Source organism: Pseudomonas fluorescens (assembly GCF_000802965.1).
GTDB classification, from domain to species: Bacteria; Pseudomonadota; Gammaproteobacteria; order Pseudomonadales; family Pseudomonadaceae; genus Aquipseudomonas; species Aquipseudomonas fluorescens_A.
The window spans coordinates 106832-123901 of sequence record NZ_JSAK01000033.1 but is presented as its reverse complement, the minus strand read 5'-3'; the positions used below and the strand labels follow the sequence as shown (position 1 = coordinate 123901).

Genomic DNA, 17070 nt, shown 5'->3' with positions numbered 1-17070 from the left:
TTGATGGCTAGATCGCAGTCACAACAAAAGCCGTGTGAAATCAGATTTCACACGGCTTTTTTGTCGGCGGGTTACAGCGGTTTCGACCAGCCGCCCAGCCTCAGGCCCATGTTGTCGAGGCCCTGTAGCAGTTCTTTGATGCTGTCATAGCGTTTTTCATTCACCGATGGCCAGTTCGGGCGCTCGATGTAGTAACGACCTGCATCGTCAATCTCGATGAGCGTACGCACGAGGGCTTTGGTGCGACTGCGATGCACCAGAAACAACAGCCCGGGTTGTTGCTTTAAGGTGTACATGCCGTAGCGCGGTAGCAGGGTTTCGATTTCCGACATGGATTGCGCCGTCCAGGGTGTTTCCATTTGCAGGCGCAAGTCTCCTTTGACCAGGGCAGCCTTACCGCTGAGGTTATCGCCAAAGTGCAGGACCTTGCCCGGATCGGGTTCGATCCCCGTGGAGGAGCCTTCGGCGACGTCTTCAACGCGAATACCAATGGCTTCTTCCAGCTCGCTGACGCCGGCAATGTTTTTGAAGGTGTTGGAGTGGGAGTTGCCCATCAGGGCCACCCATTTGTGAGCGCCGCGCATTGCCTGGTCGCTGCGAATGGTGGATCTGGCAAAGAAGTTCATCATTTTCTGCCGCGCTGTTTCATCGATGATGCTTTGCGCGCCGTTGGTGATCTCCATGCCCGTGACCCTGTAACTCGCCATGCAGTCGATGGCTTGCACGTTGACTCCCTGTTTTGCAGCTTCCCTGACCAGTTCAGTAAACGTGTAGCGTCCCAGCGGATCCGTCATGTTCCCGGCGTCGAGCGTCTTGAGGTAGCTTTGCAGTTCCCTGGACATCACCCCTGTTTTGAAGAGCGAATTCAGCGCGGCCTGATGGAAGTCGGTCAACAGGTGTTCCATGTACAGCGTCTTCACGTTTTTACTGGCCAGCAGCTCCATGTTTTCGATCAGCCATTGTTTGCTGCCGATACCAGCATGGCTTTCACCGATGATCAATCCGCGGGCATGTTCCAGACTCTTCTCGATGATTTCCTCGGCGCTGGCTTCGGGATTCAATGTCGGGGTGGGTGGGCGCTCGGGCAGTTTGAGTTCTGCATAAAAACTCACGGCGTCCTGATACAGGCGCTTTCTGATGACCTTGAAATCCCTGTGGGCGTCGACCTCGTTCATGTTGTCGTAAAAATCCCGCAGCGAGTCATCGTCCAAACCCACCGCGCTTCTTTCAAGTTCCGGTTTCAATGGCTCGGGGACGTCATATTCCGAGGCCGGCAGTGGCCGCCTCGTGGGGCGCTCCGGCCAGCGTGGTGCGCTCGTGCCCGCCGTCGCGGTTGACTTGCCTCCACCCTGGAGACCATTGCGCGGCAGGGTTTCCCATTCACCCTTGGCGTTCAGGCGTACCGGAATCGAGTTGGTGAAGCTGTTCGGGTTTTCAGGGTCGATGATGGCCCAATGTCCTGCGCCATTGAGATCGCTCTCAAAGCGAACGTAGTACGCAAGATCGTTCATCAAAATAGCGGATGATGGGTTCGAATCGAGTTGATAAATGCCCTGGAATTTTCCGGCGTCACTGATCGGCGTTCGACCCTCCAGCACTTCATTAGCTTGCCAGTGGCTCGGTACTTCGATGCGTGGTGAGGTTTCTGACACGGCTGAATCGAGTTCACCCGCCAGTTCGCTGGGCCAGCCCATGGGCTTCATGCCCTTTGCGATCAATGCCTCTTTCAATTCGTCGAGGCTATTCACCGTCATGGACTCGTAGGCGGGCCGAAGCGGGGTATCCAGGTTGAGTCTTCCGCCGGGCGTCATCCTGATGACGCTGTCCGCCATTCGACCTTCGGCGTTGCGATAAACCACCAGAATGCTGCTTCTGTAGCGCTGGAAGGTGAACATCCCGGGTTCGGGCAATAGTTGCTTCAGGTCTCGTGGGGTTCGGTACGCCCACGGGGTTTCCATCTGAACGCGCCAGTCACCTTTGATCAGATCATGAATGCTGTCGAAGTCGGTCCCTTCCGACACGTCATAAACGGGGGAGTCCGGGTAGTCTGCGTATTCCACCGCTAACCCCGGGTCGGCTCCAATGGATCGCGCCTGTCCTGGTGCCACGTCGTCAATGCGGATGCTCAAGGCGTCGGTCTGTTCGCTGATGCCTTGATAGCCTCTGAACGTCGCCATGTTCTCTTGATTGACCAGGCCCACCCATTTAGCCGGCGCTTTTAACGCCTCATTGAATTGAACGACCTCGCGCGCAAAAAAGCTCCGCGACGACTGATAATCCGACTCCCAGGCGAATGCGTCTTTATTAATGTTATAGGTCGTCGACGTATCGATGGCTTGAACCCGGATGCGCTGGGCATTGGCGGCTTTCACCAAAGCCATCAGGTTGAATTTGCCAGTTGGATCGTTGCCGGCCTTGATATCGAGTCGCTGCAGGTAGTTCTTCAACTCGGCGGGCATTTCACCGGTTCGCGCGAAGGCGTCCAGTTCGGGTTGATTGACGTTCACCAGCAGTTCCTGCAAGTAAAGCGTCTTGACGCCACGTTGAGCGAGCGCGGGCATGTTCTCGATCAGAAACTGTTTGCTACCGATACTGCCTTGGCTTTCGCCGATGACCAGCCCCGGCTTTTGCGCAAACGCCGTTTCAAGCAATTCGCTGGGCGACGCAATCGACTGCGCAGACGAAACCGGCAGGCGGGGTATCGGCGGGTGAGCGTCGTACCATGCCTTTGCATCACTGACGAGGTTTCGGCGAGGTTCTTCCTGAGCTATCTCGAACTCGCTGAAGCTGGTTTCCTCTTCCACGACTGGAAGCCTGAGCAAACTCTGGATGTTTGCCCTGACTTCAGGCCCCACGATGCTCTCGACGTCGATTCCGCCAACCGACCATACTCGTCTGAATGGGCTGCGTACGTCGGCTCCCCCGAGTGCCCATTCCCTCATCGCCGGGTCTTCAAGGCCCGGCAGATGAATGCCAGGCGATTGTGCCCATTCTTCAACAGCAGGCCCACCGCTTGCACCTTCGGCAATCTCGATGGGGGCCTCCATGCCTCCTTTCAGACCCAACTTGGGAACGACCTCCCATTCCTCAGTGGCAGTCAAAAATCGCACTGGAATCGAACCTGAGAAGGAGTCCGGGTTGGCCGGGTCGATGATTGCCCAGTGACCACGGCCACTGAGGTTGTTTTCGTAGCGCACGTAATAGCCATTGCCCTTGAGTTTGATCGCACTTGAAGGGTTGGACGCGAGGCGATGGATACCCTGGAATTTGCCCGGTTCACGGACCATTGTTGCATCGTCTACAGCCACATCGACCTTGTAGGCTTCGGGTATCGATGACGGTGAAGGGCTTGGTCCGGTGTTGTCGGGCGTGCCCGTTGCAGGCTCAGATGGTTCCGGCGACTGCGCCGGTTCGCTGTCTGACTCGCTGCTCTCGTCCGGCGTTAATGCTTCACGATACTCGGCCATCTCACTCGCTTCGGCAGCATCGATCTCGGGACCGACTTCTTCCATCGAGCCAGGTCCCGCGAGAACGAGCAAGTTGAACAGCAAATCAATGCTGGCGAACACCGCGCCAAGGACACCGGCCTTGCGCTCTTCGGCGGTCTTGGCGTTTTGCGCCTGATCGATATTCAAGCCGAGGTTGGCGATACTCGCCCCGACCACGGGCAGCGCAATCGGCCAGCCGACGACCGCCATCGGCCCGAACACTTTGACCCCGGCGCTGAGGTAGCCGATCCAGAGTTTTTTGCGCAGGTCGCCATTGGACGTCAGCGAGAGATCGGCCTCGGCGAACATCACGTCTTTGGTGGAATCGCGCATCCAACTGAAGGCGTCGCCGCTGATGATCCGGTTTGTCTTGTTGATCAGGTGATGGTCGTACTTGCCCCAAGTGCTGACCAAGCGGTTCATCAGGTCGGTAATGTTCTCGGCGATGGTCTGGCGATCGACCATGGAAAAGTGCGTCATGAACGCCTGGCGTGCAGCGTCCTTGTTCAACTGCAGCAGTATCCAGTAGTGCATGTCCGTCTCGGTTTCCAGCACCTTGAAGGCAACCGGTTCACCGGGCAGGTAAACAATCTGCCGGCCTTTGGGCGCCGCAAAACGAAGGATGTTGGTGGCGACGTAGCCGTCGACATCCAGCGCCCGAACGATATCGACGCAAGGGTGCTGCGCTTGCAGCAACTGCAGGTTGACGGGCCAGGTGATCGGGCCAATGACGGCGTTGGTGATGAGCTGGAAATCGTCGTCGCTCAATTGGCGCTTGTCTCGGGCCTTCACAGCCGCAATGAGGAAATTGCACTTGGCCAACGTACGGAAGTCGTCGGCGGATGTTTCCCAGTAGCTGGTCAGGCGCTCGCGGTACATCGAGCTGAAATCGATGCTCCAGAACTCCTTTAGCACTTCGTTGCCATGCAGGCGTACTTCGTTGGTTTCGTTGAAGGTCCCGGCGTTCGGGCCGGCGGTATAGAAGCCGGCATAGACGTCCAGCAGGTCAGCGTTGTCCTGATCGCTGGCGCGAAAACGGTGGATGACCAACTGGGTCAGGGTCATGGAGGACGTCGGCGTGGCGTTGACATGCTCCCAGCCGGTAAAGGTTTTCGAGCTGCTTTGCGAGGTGTCGAAACGATGGAAGTACACCTTGTCCGGATCGAGGCCGGTAATGCCGGTTTTTTTCAGCAGGTCACTGGCTACCTCGTGCGCAGTACCTTGCAGGCTGGGGCAGGTCTGGATGACGCTTTTGGCGATGTCCTTGAGCGCGGCTTTGTCGGCGGCGTTGGGCAGTGGACGTGTTTCGTGCGGGTTCATGCACTCTCTCTCCTTGAGAAGAACGGGATGTCGAGCATGGCCCGTTCGTGCAAGGCCTGTGCACTACATAGTTATACCTGGGCTGATGTGCGGCCACAGGTCGCCCTTACCGTTTCGCAGTTGCAGGTGTATCGTATTCGCCTTTTGCAGGCTCCAGGCCTGACGCTGATTCGTGAGGTAGTTGAGTTCATGTCCTTTTCCCGTCGACAAATACTCGGTGGTCTGGCCGGTCTTGTGGTGGTTGGCGTGGGGGCGGGCGGCGCGTCGCGGTACTGGCTGGGCAAGATGGCCGACGCGGATGCCGGTCACGACTATGAACTGATTGCCGCACCGCTGGACGTCGAATTGGTGCCAGGACACAAGACAGAAGCCTGGGCATTCGGCCCTTCGGCGCCGGGCACCGAGCTGCGCGTGCGCCAGGGCGAATGGCTGCGGGTGCGCTTCATCAATCACCTGCCGGTCGCCACCACCATTCACTGGCACGGCATCCGCCTGCCGCTGGAAATGGACGGCGTGCCGTACGTCTCGCAGCTGCCGGTGCTGCCGGGTGAATACTTCGATTACAAATTCCGCGTGCCTGATGCTGGCAGCTACTGGTATCACCCGCACGTGAGCAGCAGCGAAGAACTCGGTCGCGGACTGGTCGGCCCGCTGATCGTCGAAGAGCGCGAACCCACCGGTTTCAAATACGAAAAAACCTTGAGCCTGAAGAACTGGCACATCGATGAGCAGGGCGCTTTCGTCGACTTCAGTATTCCTCGGGAGGCGGCCCGTGGCGGCACGGCGGGGCGTCTGTCGACCATCAACGGCGTCCCGCAAGCGGTGATTGAATTGCCTGCCGGGCAGATCACTCGCGTGCGTTTGCTTAACCTCGACAACACCCTGACTTATCGCCTGAACATTCCCGGCGTTGAAGCGCAAATCTATGCGCTGGACGGCAACCCTATCGAGCCGCGTCCGCTCGGCAAGGAATACTGGCTCGGCCCCGGCATGCGCATTTGCCTGGCGATCAAGGCGCCGCCGGCCGGTGAAGAATTGTCCCTGCGCAACGGCCCGGTGCGTTTGGGTACATTGCGCTCGGTGGCCAATAGCGACGCCCCGACCGAATGGCCACCCGCGCTGCCCGCCAACCCGGTGGCCGAGCCGGACCTGGCCAATGCCGAGAAACTCAACTTCAATTTCGAATGGGTCGGTTCGGTGTCGGTGAACGTCGACAACGGCAAACCGCCGAGTCTGTGGCAGATCAACGGCCAGGCCTGGGACATTACCGACAAGACCTGCGCCGACCGCCCGATCGCCAAGCTGGAAAAGGGCAAGAGCTACATTTTCGAGTTGAAAAACATGACTCAGTATCAGCACCCGATTCATCTGCACGGCATGAGCTTCAAGGTCATCGCCTCGAACCGGCACAAGGTGATTCCGTACTTCACCGACACTTACCTGTTGGGCAAGAACGAGCGCGCGCAAGTGGCGCTGGTGGCGGATAACCCGGGTGTGTGGATGTTCCATTGCCATGTGATCGACCACATGGAAACCGGCCTGATGGCCGCAATCGAGGTGGCGTAATGCGTCAGATCCGACCCGCGGCCATTATCGACCGCAGCCGTGATCGCGACTTCATGCACGAAGCGCTGGCGCTGGCCGCCCAAGGTGCACGACTCGGCGAAGTGCCGGTGGGCGCGGTGCTGGTGCAGGACGGTGAAATCATCGGCCGCGGCTTCAATTGCCCGATCAGCGGCAACGACCCCAGCGCCCATGCCGAGATGGTCGCGATTCGCGCGGCGGCCCAGGCTGTCAGCAACTACCGGCTACCCGGCAGCACGCTCTACGTCACGCTGGAGCCGTGCAGCATGTGCGCCGGGCTGATCGTGCATTCACGAATTGCCCGGGTGGTGTATGGCGCGCTGGAGCCGAAGGCGGGGATTGTGCAAAGTCAGGGGCAGTTTTTTACCCAGGGTTTTTTGAATCACCGGGTGTTGTATGAAGGGGGGGTGTTGGCGGAGGAGTGTGGGGCGGTGTTGAGCGAGTTCTTCAAGGCCCGGCGCGCAAAACCAACAATCTAAACAACTACATCAATCCCTGTGGGAGCTGGCTTGCCAGCGATAGCGGCGGTTCAGTCGACATAAATGTTTGATGTGCCGCCGCCTTCGCTGGCAAGCCAGCTCCCACAGGTTTTTGCAGTGTCTTGAAGTGATCAATTACTTCTTCGCCACAATCACCGCCCGCATCGGCGCCGGCAGCCCTTCAATCGTCTTGCTGTGATCTTCCGGATCGAGGAAGTCACTGAGCGACTGATACTTCATCCACTCCGTCCCACGCTGTTCCTCGACCGTGGTCACGCTGACATCCACGCACTTCACATCGGTGAAGCCGGCCCGCCGCAACCACAACTCCAGCGCTGGCACCGACGGCAGGAACCACACGTTGCGCATCTGCGCGTAACGGTCTTCCGGCACCAGCACCTGATGTTTGTCGCCTTCGACCACCAGGGTCTCCAACACCAGTTCACCGCCCTTGACCAGGCAATCCTTCAGTGCCAGCAAATGCTCGATGGGCGAGCGACGGTGGTAGAACACGCCCATGGAAAACACCGTGTCGAACCCTTCGAGATTCGGCGGCAGGTCTTCGAACGGGAAGGGCAAGTGCCAGGCGTTGGGCTCTGACAAGTAACGTTGCACAGCCTGGAACTGGCAAAAGAACAGCCAGTTCGGATCGACACCGATGACACTGTTGGCACCGGCGCCAAGCATGCGCCACATGTAGTAGCCATTGCCGCAGCCGACATCGAGGATGCGTTTGCCCTTGAGGTCCAAGTGCGGTGACACCCGCGACCATTTCCAGTCCGAGCGCCATTCGGTGTCGACGTGCACGCCGAACAGGTCGAACGGGCCTTTGCGCCACGGCGACAAGCCCATTAGTGCACTACGCATTTGCGCGCGGGTTGCGTCGTCGCAATCGGTATCGAGCTTTAGGCCGTTGAGCAAATCGACTTCGCTCGGCTGAATCTTCGGCAGAGCATCCAGCGCACTCTGCCAACGCTCCAGGTCGCCGTGACCCTTTTCCATTTTCTTGTCGAGTTGCGCTTGCAGGGTGTTGGCCCATTCGGCCAGTGGAGTACCGGCCAGACGGCGGGCGAGGGGGGACAGATCAATCATGGCAAGGCAATCAACGAGGCAAAGTTAAGACACTGGAACCACGGCACGACTTTCGAGAACCCGGCGGCCAGCAGGCGTTCGCGGTGTTCTTCGAGACTGTCGGGCTTCATGACGTTTTCGATGGCGCTGCGCTTCTGGGCGATTTCCAGTTCGCTGTAGCCGTTGGCGCGTTTGAAGGCGATGTGCAGGTCGGTGAGCAGCGCGTGTTCCTGCTCGTCTTCGAAGCGCAGTTTTTCCGAGAGAATCAGCGCACCACCCGGCAACAGCGACTGACGGATGCGCGACAGCAATGCCGTGCGTTGCTCCGGGGCGATGAATTGCAGGGTGAAGTTCAGCGCCACCACCGAGGCTGGCTGGAAGTCGAGGGCGAGGATGTCGCCTTCGATCACTTCCACCGGCAGCAACTCCTGGAACATCGAATCCTGACCGTTGAGGTACTCGCGGCAGCGCTCGACCATGGCCGCTGAGTTATCCACAGCGATCACCCGGCAACCGTCGGTGCGTACGTGACGGCGCAGGGCCTGGGTCACGGCGCCCAGCGACGAGCCCAGGTCGTAAAGCACGCTGCCAGGCTGGGCGAACTGTGCGGCGAGCACGCCGAGGTTCTCGACGATGGTCGGATAACCCGGCACCGAACGCTTGATCATGTCCGGGAACACCCGCACCACGTCCTCGTTGAAGGCGAAGTCAGGCACCTGGGCCAAAGGCTGGGCGAAAAGGCGATCGGGTTCTTTGCTCACGGCGGTTCCAGCGGTGTAGGTGGAAAAGGCCGGCATTTTAGCCAAGTTGACGCGGGGATGCGCGGGTTGTCTGATAAAGAGGCAGGTCAGGAAACTTCGCCGTCAGTGATAGTGCTATCACGAACAGGCTCGCTCCCACAGGTTGATCACCGTCTCCTGTGGAAGCGAGCCTGCTCGCGATGCCGTAATGCCCCGCTACCTCCATAGCCGAGAGATAAAAAACAGCGCAATAACCTGGTGAGTACTTTATGGAAAGTAGGCAGGATGAGTGGATTGGGTCCAATCTGAAATGTATTCGCCAAATTCTCCCCATGTTTGTCTTATCTTCAAGGTGTAAATACCTCTACTTAAACTCCAGTTTGTAACTATCCTCCAGTCAAGACCCCATTCTCCCGAATTCGTGACACCGGACCCTAAGTGGACTTGGTTTGGCGTATGTTCATGGAATGCTTCAATTTCGATAATGGAATTGGCAAGTGCTTTACCTGCGAACTGCTGATATCTGTCAAAAATAGGAGCCTCGTTAATGGGCGTATATATAAAGGGTGGGGAGGCATAAACGCTGTATGTTACTGAGTTGGAGAACTCATCTGACCCAAGATGGCGTGCACGAATGGTGAGTGCAGGGTGAGGGAAACCGTCTATTTTTCCACTCCAGTTTCCTGAGGGGTCAACATCGGCAGCCCAATGCCATATACCCGGATCGATAGATCTTTCGATATATACAGCTTTTCCAGGTGTGCCGCCTGTTCCAGCCCAATAGACGTCTTCATCACCAATGGATTCGTTATGTTTTGGCGAAGTTATAGTTAGCGCAGAAATACCGGTGGGTTTGTCTTTTGTTGGAATAACGTCGTCGAAACCCTTAATGGGCTTTCGGCCTTTTTTGTTAGATAGAAATTCCATAATTATTAACTCCGTTTTTACTGGAGTCATTAAGCTAGCAAAGAGAGTGAGGGGTTCTTAACTGGTATAAATACTAGTTCCGACAGGTGGTGTAAGGGTCATGGGGTGAGCGAACGCTTGGGGTGAATGCCGAGGCAGTAATTCCCCACTGTCCAATCCAATAGCTGAGGATAATCACATAAGGCGCGGCATCGAACGGCATTACAAACCGACTGATTCCAATCACGCTATCAGAAAACACAAACGCCACTGCGCCAGCGGCAGCCAGCAATGCCGAACGCTTGGGCACGTCGGTGCCGAGTCGCGCCAGCGCACGCCAGAGCATGGCGCTGATCGCCAGACCATAGACAATCACCGGGATCAACAACGGCCCGAGTCCGTGGGAGATCAGAATCCCCAGCAACACCGCGCCGACACCGAGGGCCAGGATCAGGGGCAGCGCAGCCAACCGCCGGCAATCGCTCAAGTACGCTTTCAAATACGCCAGATGCGCCACCAGAAACGCCCCCAGCCCAAACACAAACAAATCCCCCGGCCACGCCAGCAACACATCGCCGAGCAGGGAGAAAATCAATCCGAGGCTGATCCAGCGCCGATATTCGCTGGGCGGTGCATCGTGCAGCCAGCCGAGCAGGGCCAGCACGGGCAGCGGCTTGACCAAAAGGCACAGCAGCGCGGCGTGCACGCTCAGGCCATAAAGAAAGGTCACCGCGCCCATCAGCGCCAGAATCAGCCAGCCCACGGTCAGTTGACCGAGATGTTGCAGTCGAAAGAATCCACCGGCAGCACTTCCGGCGCCCATGGTTGTTGTGAAGTCAGGCGCAAACGCCCGGTTCCGGCCGCGAAGGCTTGAAAGCGCCAGGTCGAGACCCCGGCCGCGCCGACGATGCCGGCATCTTCCGGGTTGCGGTAAACCTCTGGCCCCAAGGCGTGCAACACGCCACCGGCCGAATCCTGAATGGCCCAGCGATAGCCTGTGGTCGGATTGCTCGGCAGGGTCAGAATCAGGTTTTGCCCGTTGGTGAGTTTCACCGGGCATTCGCTTTGTTTTTCCACGGTCACATTGTGCTTCGGTTGCGTGGCGCAAGCGGCCAGCAGCGCGAGGGCGAGGGGGATAAACAGGCGAGTGGGGGACATAAGATCAGTGGCTCCGGCGGTCACGACGAACGGCGAGCATAACCGAGATGAGACAAAGTGTGACAGCCGTGGAGGCGGCGTTGTCAGTGCCGACGCCATCGCTGGCATGCCAGCTCCCACAGTGGTTGGGGGTGTGAACAAAATTTGTGTTCACTGCAAATCTGTTGGTGTTGGCAAGCCAGCCTCCACAGTGGTTGTGTGTCGATCGAAAAATATGTGAACGACGCATACTCTGTGGGAGCTGGCTTGCCAGCGATAACGGCGGTGCAGCCGCTACAAAAAGGTCAGAACAACACCTTCGCCACATCCGCAAAACGCTTGGCAAAATGCACGGTAATGCCTTCCTTCAGATACTCCGGCAACTCCTCGAAATTCCCCCGGTTAGCCTCCGGCAAAATCAGCTCGAAAATCTTCTGCCGCCGCGCTGCAATCACTTTCTCGCGCACCCCGCCAATCGGCAGCACATGCCCGGTCAGCGTCAGTTCGCCGGTCATGGCCACGCCTTTTTTCGGCGGCTGGTTGCGCGCGAGCGAGAGCAGGGCGCTGGCCATGGTCACGCCGGCGCTCGGGCCGTCTTTCGGAGTGGCGCCTTCCGGTACGTGCAAGTGCACGAAGGCTTCGTCGAAGAACTTCGGATCACCGCCAAACGACTTCAGGTTGGAGCTGACGTAGCTGTAGGCGATTTCTGCGGATTCCTTCATCACATCACCCAATTGCCCGGTGAGCTTGAAGCCACGGTTGAGCGTATGGATGCGTGTCGCTTCGATCGGCAGGGTCGCGCCGCCCATGCTGGTCCAGGCCAGGCCGGTGATCACGCCCGTTCCCGAGAGCACTTGCTCGTTGCGGAACACCGGTTTGCCGAGTGACGGTTCGAGGTCTTTCGGGCCAAGCTTGATCACCGCGCCCGGGTCGTCGAGCAGTTTCATCACTGCTTTGCGCACCAGTTTGCCGAGGTTTTTTTCCAGCTGACGCACGCCGGCTTCACGGGCATAACCGTCGATCAAGGCTTTGAGCGCGCTGTCGCTGATGCTCAGGTTGCCTTTCGAGACGCCGGCCTTCTCAAGCTGTTTCGGCCACAGGTGACGCTTGGCGATGGCGACTTTTTCTTCGGTGATGTAGCCCGACAGGCGAATGATTTCCATCCGGTCCAGCAACGGGCCGGGAATCGAATCCAGGGTGTTGGCGGTGCAGATGAACAGCACTTTCGACAGGTCCATGCGCAAGTCGAGGTAGTGGTCGAGGAATTCGACGTTCTGCTCCGGATCGAGGGTTTCCAGCAGCGCCGAGGCCGGGTCGCCCTGGTAGCTTTGGCCCATCTTGTCGATCTCGTCGAGCATGATTACCGGGTTCATCACTTCGACGTCTTTCAACGCCTGCACCAGTTTGCCCGGCTGCGCGCCGATGTAAGTGCGACGGTGGCCCTTGATCTCTGCTTCGTCGCGCATGCCGCCGAGACTGAAGCGATAGAACGGCCGCCCGAGGGATTCGGCGATGGATTTGCCGACGCTGGTTTTACCCACGCCCGGCGGCCCCACCAGCAATACGATGGAACCGCTGATCTCGCCTTTGTAGGCACCGACCGCAAGGAATTCGAGGATGCGGTCCTTGATGTCGTCGAGGCCGGCGTGGTGGTTGTCCAGCACCTTGCGCGCATGCTTGAGGTCGAGTTTGTCCTCGCCGTACACGCCCCACGGCACCGAGGTCGCCCAGTCGATGTAGTTGCGGGTCACCGCATACTCCGGCGAACCGGTCTCGAGGATCGACAGTTTGTTCATTTCTTCTTCGAGGCGCTTCTGCACCTGCGCCGGCAGGACTTTGCCCTCCAGCCGCTGTTCGAATTGTTCGAGGTCGGCGCTGCGATCGTCCTTGGTCAGCCCCAGCTCCTGCTGGATGACCTTGAGCTGTTCCTTGAGGAAGAACTCGCGCTGATGTTCGCCGATCTTGCGGTTTACTTCGGCGGAGATCTCTTTCTGCAGGCGCGCGACTTCGACTTCCTTGCGCAGCATCGGCAGGACTTTTTCCATGCGCTTGAGCATCGGCACGCAGTCGAGCACTTCCTGCAACTCGCTGCCGGTGGCCGAGGTGAGCGCGGCGGCAAAATCGGTCAGCGGCGACGGATCGTTGGGGCTGAAGCGGTTGAGGTAGTTCTTCAACTCTTCGCTGTACAACGGATTAAGCGGCAGCAGTTCCTTGATCGCATTGATCAGCGCCATGCCGTAGGCCTTGACCTCGTCGGTGGGCTCGGTGGGCTGGTGCGGGTATTCGACTTCCACCAGGTACGGCGGGCGATGGTGCTTGAGCCAGGTTTTCAGGCGGACGCGGGTCAGACCCTGGGCAACGAATTGCAATTTGCCGTTTTCGCGGCTGGCGTGGTGCACCTTGACCAGCGTGCCGTACAGCGGCAGGGCCGAGGTGTCGAAATGACGCGGGTCTTCCTGGGGCGTGTCCATGTAGAACAGGGCCAGGGAGTGGTGATCGGACTTGCTGACCAGGTCGAGGGTCTCGGCCCACGGTTCTTCGTTGACGATGACCGGCAGCACTTGGGCCGGGAAGAAGGGTCGGTTGTGGATCGGGATGATGTAGACCTTGTCCGGCAGGTTCTGGCCGGGCAGGGCGAGGCCTTTGCCGGTGGAGTGGTGTGTGGCGCTTTCCGGGTCGGCGTATTCACTCGGGTCTTCGGGGAATTCTTGCTGGTCGCTCATTTGGGCACCTGCGCAATGGGTATGGGTCTTAGATGGGGCAGGTTGGCGGTGGTTTCAATGATGCCTTGGCGTTAATGGATCATTCGAAGGTGTGTTCAGCAGGGATTCAGGTTAGCTGGATCTTGAGGCGCTGTAGGCGCCGGCTTGCTGGCGATGGTGTGTCAGCTGCGGTGATGTCGCCTGAAACACCATCGCCAGCAAGCCGGCTCCTACAGGGGCAACGTCTACGCCGGGGGATCGATTTGATCCAGCACCCGGTTCGCCGTGATCTCGGCCAGCATGATGCTGTTGGAAATACCCAGCAAAGCATTACGCGACCCACCGTCGAGATGGTCCACCAGGTGATGGACCATGACATCGACCGAGGCCAGCGTCTCGACCAGATAAACCACGAGGGTTTCGGTCGTGGCCTCTGGGTCCACGGTGAACAGCGTGCTGGGGGTGCGCGGGGTGGCTTTGATGTCGGCAATCGATGTGAAGTGGAAATCGAGGGCGCGTTCGGCGGCTTCGTTGAGTTTGTTCGAATCGGCGGATTCGTAGGGGGAAACGTCGTCGGTTTCGGGGGGATTCGGTGACTGTTTGAACATGGTGAAGCTCCATTCGAGGACAGGGAGTTCGCCATGACTGCGACCAAGCAGTTGGGTGGCGAACCGTACGCAGGTTGGTCGACCAGGGAATGGAACCCGGCAGGGCCGAAGCCCTCCCACGCACAGCTCGCCATGAAGCAAGCACGAAAAGTGCGCCATTCTAAACCTGGGCGACCAAACCCGGTCGCTGAATTTGCAGCGACCCCGAAAGCCTATCGTTTCGGCTTCCGACGCGACAACCGCCAGAACTTGTCGGAATCCTCCCTCGGAACTGCCAAATCTGTAGGACGTTCGCAGAGTTTTCCAGACCAGCCGAGATCAAAACGTGGGAGCCTGCTCGCGATGGCTGCGCAAAGTCTGCAACCGATCAAGGTCACTGTGGGAGCGCGGCTTGCCCGCGATGAGGCCAGCACATTCAACAATGACGCTGGCAGGCAGGCCGCCATCGCTGGCAAGCCAGCTCCCACAGGAGTATGTGGTGCGGGCGGTCAGTCCAAAGAAAAAAAAGGCGACGCCTGTGAGGGCGTCGCCTTTTGTTTTACTGCCGTTACAACTTACTCGGACAGTTTGTACGCAATCACATAGTCACCCTGTTTGGTGCCCAGCGAGCCGTGACCGCCGGCGACGACGAGCACGTATTGCTTGCCGTCCTTGCCGGTGTAGGTCATTGGCGTGGTTTGCGCGCCGGCCGGCAGGCGGCCTTCCCACAGTTGCTTGCCGTTTTTCACATCGTAGGCACGCAGGTACTGGTCGAGGGTACCGCTGAGGAAACCGACGCCACCGGCGGTGGTGAAGGTGCCGCCCAGGCTAGGTACGCCCATGCTCAGCGGGATCGGAACCGGCGAGCTGTCGCGCACGGTGCCGTTCTTGTGCTTCCAGAGCACTTGGTGAGTGGTCAGATCGACCGCCGCCACGTAGCCCCAGGCTGGCGCCTGGCACGGCAGGCCCATGGGCGACAGCAGCGCTTCGAGGACGACGCCGTACGGCGCGCCTTTGTTCGGCTGCACGCCTTCGGTTTCGCTTTTGCGCGGGCCTTGGGCAGCGATTTCGGCGGCCGGGATCATTTTCGATTTGAACGCCATGTAGCTCGGGTTCACGAAAGCGATCTGACGCACCGGGTCAACCGAGATACCGCCCCAGTCGAACACGCCGAAGTTGCCCGGATAAACGATCGAACCTTGCAGCGACGGCGGGGTGAACGGACCGTCGTAGCGCATGGATTTGAAGTCGATCCGGCAGATCAACTGGTCGAACGGCGTGACGCCCCACATGTCGCGCTCTTGCAGCGGCGGCGGCATCAGGTTGAGGTCGGACTTCGGTTGAGTTGGCGAGGTGTGGTCGCCTTCCACCGCGCCTTGCGGCACCGGGATTTCATTGATTGGCACGATGGCCTGGCCGGTGCTGCGGTCCAGCACGTAGATGCTGCCTTGCTTGGTGGACGCAAGAACCGCTGGCTTCACGCCGTCAGCGGTTTTCAGGTCCATCAGGGTTGGCTGGCCGCCCACGTCCATGTCCCACAGGTCATGGTGGGTGAACTGGAAGTGCCAGCGCACTTGACCGGTGGCGATGTCCAGGGCGGTCAGGCCGGCGGCGTGCAGCTCCGACTCAGGGGTGCGAGCGCCACCGAACTGGTCCGGCGTCTGGTTGCCCATCGGCAGGTAAAGCATGCCGAGTTTTTCGTCGACGGCGAACATGGACCACATGTTCGGCGAGTTGCGGGTGTAGACCTTGCCCTCAGCGATCGGCGTGGTGTCGTCCGGGTTGCCGCTGTCCCAGTTCCACACCAGTTTGCCGGTATGCACGTCGAACGCGCGGATTACGCCGCTTGGCTCGTCGGTGGAGACGTTGTCGGTGACGTGGCCGCCGATGACCACCAGGTCCTTGGTGACTGCAGGTGGCGAGGTGGAGTAGTAACCACCGGCGGTGAAGCCGCCGATGTTGGCGCGCAGGTCGACCTGGCCTTTGTCGCCGAAGTCTTCGCACATCTTGCCGGTGTCGGCGTCGAGGGCGATCAGGCGGGTATCGGCGGTCGGCAGGAAGATCCGGCGCGGGCAGACGCTGCTGACAGGGGCCGGGCTGGCGCTGCCGGTCGGGCTCTGCTCGGAGGCGTAGACGGCGTCATCGTGATAGGTCACGCCACGGCAGGTCATGTGCGCCCAACCCTTGAAGTTCGCCGCGTTTTGCGTCGAGAGCTTCGGATCGAACCGCCAGATTTCCTTGCCGGTGTCCGGGTCCAGCGCGATCACCTGGCTGTGCGGCGTGCACACGTAGAGCATGCCGTTGACTTTCAGCGGGGTGTTTTCGGCAGTGGTTTCGCCCGGGTCGTTCGGCCCTGGCAGGTCGCCGGTGCGGTAGGTCCAGGCCGGAACCAGTTTGTTGACGTTCTGCGGGGTGATCTGCGCCAGCGGCGAGTAACGATCGCCATGGGCGCTGCGGCCGTAGGAGTTCCAGTCACCGTCCGGCATGGCGGGGGCGGTGTTGGTCATGCCCGGCACGCTGTCGCGGTCCAGTTGGCCTTTGATCTCACCCGGATTGGTGAACTGGCTGGCCAGTGCGGCAACGCCGGCAATGACCACGGCCACGCTCAGCGCGCCAGTGCCCATCGGTGCTGCGCCATCACGCAGCAGCGGACGACGGAACCAGGGCAGCAGCATCACCAGGCCCAGCGCAAACAGCATCGCCAGGCGCGGCACCAGTTGCCACCAGTCGAGGCCGACTTCCCACAGGGCCCATACGGTACTGGCGAACAGTACCAGTGCGTACAGGCCCAGCGCTGCGCGGCGGGCGGCAATCAGCAAGACGCCGGTCAGCGCCAGGCCGATACCGGCCAGCAGGTAATACAGCGAGCCGCCCAGCATGCTCAGCTTGATCCCCCCGGCCAGCATGGCCAGGCCCATCAGCAGAAGCAGAATGCCGAGCAGGCTCGGCAATAGACGGCTTCGACTCAAGGCACCATCAGTGCTCATAGTGTGATTCTCCGTGACGTTTCAAGTAGTCCCGCGCAAGTTCACTGTAGATGACGATCCTGTGCGGGC

Annotated in this window: 12 protein-coding genes; 3 read left to right on the top strand and 9 right to left on the bottom strand. The window is 59.5% G+C overall.

Features of this window, described 5'->3' with window-relative positions:
- Window positions 1-71 precede the first annotated feature (71 nt).
- Window positions 72-4808: a membrane-targeted effector domain-containing toxin gene (locus tag NL64_RS25265; protein WP_034150803.1), complete on the bottom strand. Its 4737-nt coding sequence runs from the start codon at window positions 4806-4808 to the stop codon at window positions 72-74.
- A gap of 189 nt (window positions 4809-4997) precedes the next feature.
- Here NL64_RS25265 and NL64_RS25260 point away from each other — a divergent pair, with 189 nt between their 5' ends.
- Both NL64_RS25260 and tadA read left to right on the top strand, forming a co-directional pair.
- Window positions 4998-6374 carry a multicopper oxidase family protein gene (locus NL64_RS25260; RefSeq protein WP_034150872.1) on the top strand — a complete coding sequence of 459 codons (1377 nt, stop codon included), beginning with the start codon at window positions 4998-5000 and terminating at the stop codon, window positions 6372-6374.
- Entirely contained in the window at window positions 6374-6871 is a 498-nt protein-coding gene (tadA, locus tag NL64_RS25255; RefSeq protein WP_034150802.1) for a tRNA adenosine(34) deaminase TadA, read from the top strand. Before NL64_RS25260 ends, tadA begins: the two co-directional genes overlap by 1 nt.
- A 135-nt stretch (window positions 6872-7006) precedes the next feature.
- On the opposite strand, the gene cmoB is transcribed toward tadA, so the two are convergent.
- The 7 genes from cmoB to NL64_RS25225 form a co-directional block, all read right to left on the bottom strand.
- Complete coding sequence (cmoB, locus tag NL64_RS25250; protein WP_034150801.1) at window positions 7007-7963, bottom strand: tRNA 5-methoxyuridine(34)/uridine 5-oxyacetic acid(34) synthase CmoB; 957 nt, start codon at window positions 7961-7963, stop codon at window positions 7007-7009.
- Complete coding sequence (gene cmoA, locus NL64_RS25245) at window positions 7960-8739, bottom strand: carboxy-S-adenosyl-L-methionine synthase CmoA (protein ID WP_172668706.1); 780 nt, start codon at window positions 8737-8739, stop codon at window positions 7960-7962. Before cmoA ends, cmoB begins: the two co-directional genes overlap by 4 nt.
- A gap of 210 nt (window positions 8740-8949) precedes the next feature.
- On the bottom strand, window positions 8950-9609 hold the full coding sequence (locus tag NL64_RS30235) for a hypothetical protein (RefSeq protein ID WP_155292788.1): 660 nt from the start codon (window positions 9607-9609) through the stop codon (window positions 8950-8952).
- Between the two features lie 73 nt (window positions 9610-9682).
- Entirely contained in the window at window positions 9683-10351 is a 669-nt protein-coding gene (locus tag NL64_RS25240; RefSeq protein ID WP_034150799.1) for a lysoplasmalogenase, read from the bottom strand.
- A 2-nt stretch (window positions 10352-10353) separates the two neighbouring features.
- Window positions 10354-10746 (bottom strand): protease inhibitor I42 family protein, encoded by a 393-nt coding sequence (locus NL64_RS25235; RefSeq protein WP_034150798.1) that lies wholly within the window; start codon window positions 10744-10746, stop codon window positions 10354-10356.
- Window positions 10747-11030: 284 nt separating this feature from the next.
- The gene (lon, locus tag NL64_RS25230) at window positions 11031-13448 is read right to left on the bottom strand and encodes an endopeptidase La (RefSeq protein WP_034150797.1); all 2418 of its coding nucleotides are present in this window, start codon (window positions 13446-13448) and stop codon (window positions 11031-11033) included.
- Window positions 13449-13672: 224 nt separating this feature from the next.
- Entirely contained in the window at window positions 13673-14035 is a 363-nt protein-coding gene (locus NL64_RS25225) for a DUF6124 family protein (RefSeq protein WP_034150796.1), read from the bottom strand.
- A gap of 33 nt (window positions 14036-14068) precedes the next feature.
- Here NL64_RS25225 and NL64_RS30230 point away from each other — a divergent pair, with 33 nt between their 5' ends.
- Entirely contained in the window at window positions 14069-14620 is a 552-nt protein-coding gene (locus NL64_RS30230) for a hypothetical protein (protein WP_155292787.1), read from the top strand.
- On the opposite strand, the gene NL64_RS25220 is transcribed toward NL64_RS30230, so the two are convergent.
- Complete coding sequence (locus NL64_RS25220) at window positions 14590-17001, bottom strand: glucose/quinate/shikimate family membrane-bound PQQ-dependent dehydrogenase (RefSeq protein WP_034150795.1); 2412 nt, start codon at window positions 16999-17001, stop codon at window positions 14590-14592. The two genes, NL64_RS30230 and NL64_RS25220, sit on opposite strands and share 31 nt — an antisense overlap.
- Between the last annotated feature and the right edge of the window lie 69 nt (window positions 17002-17070).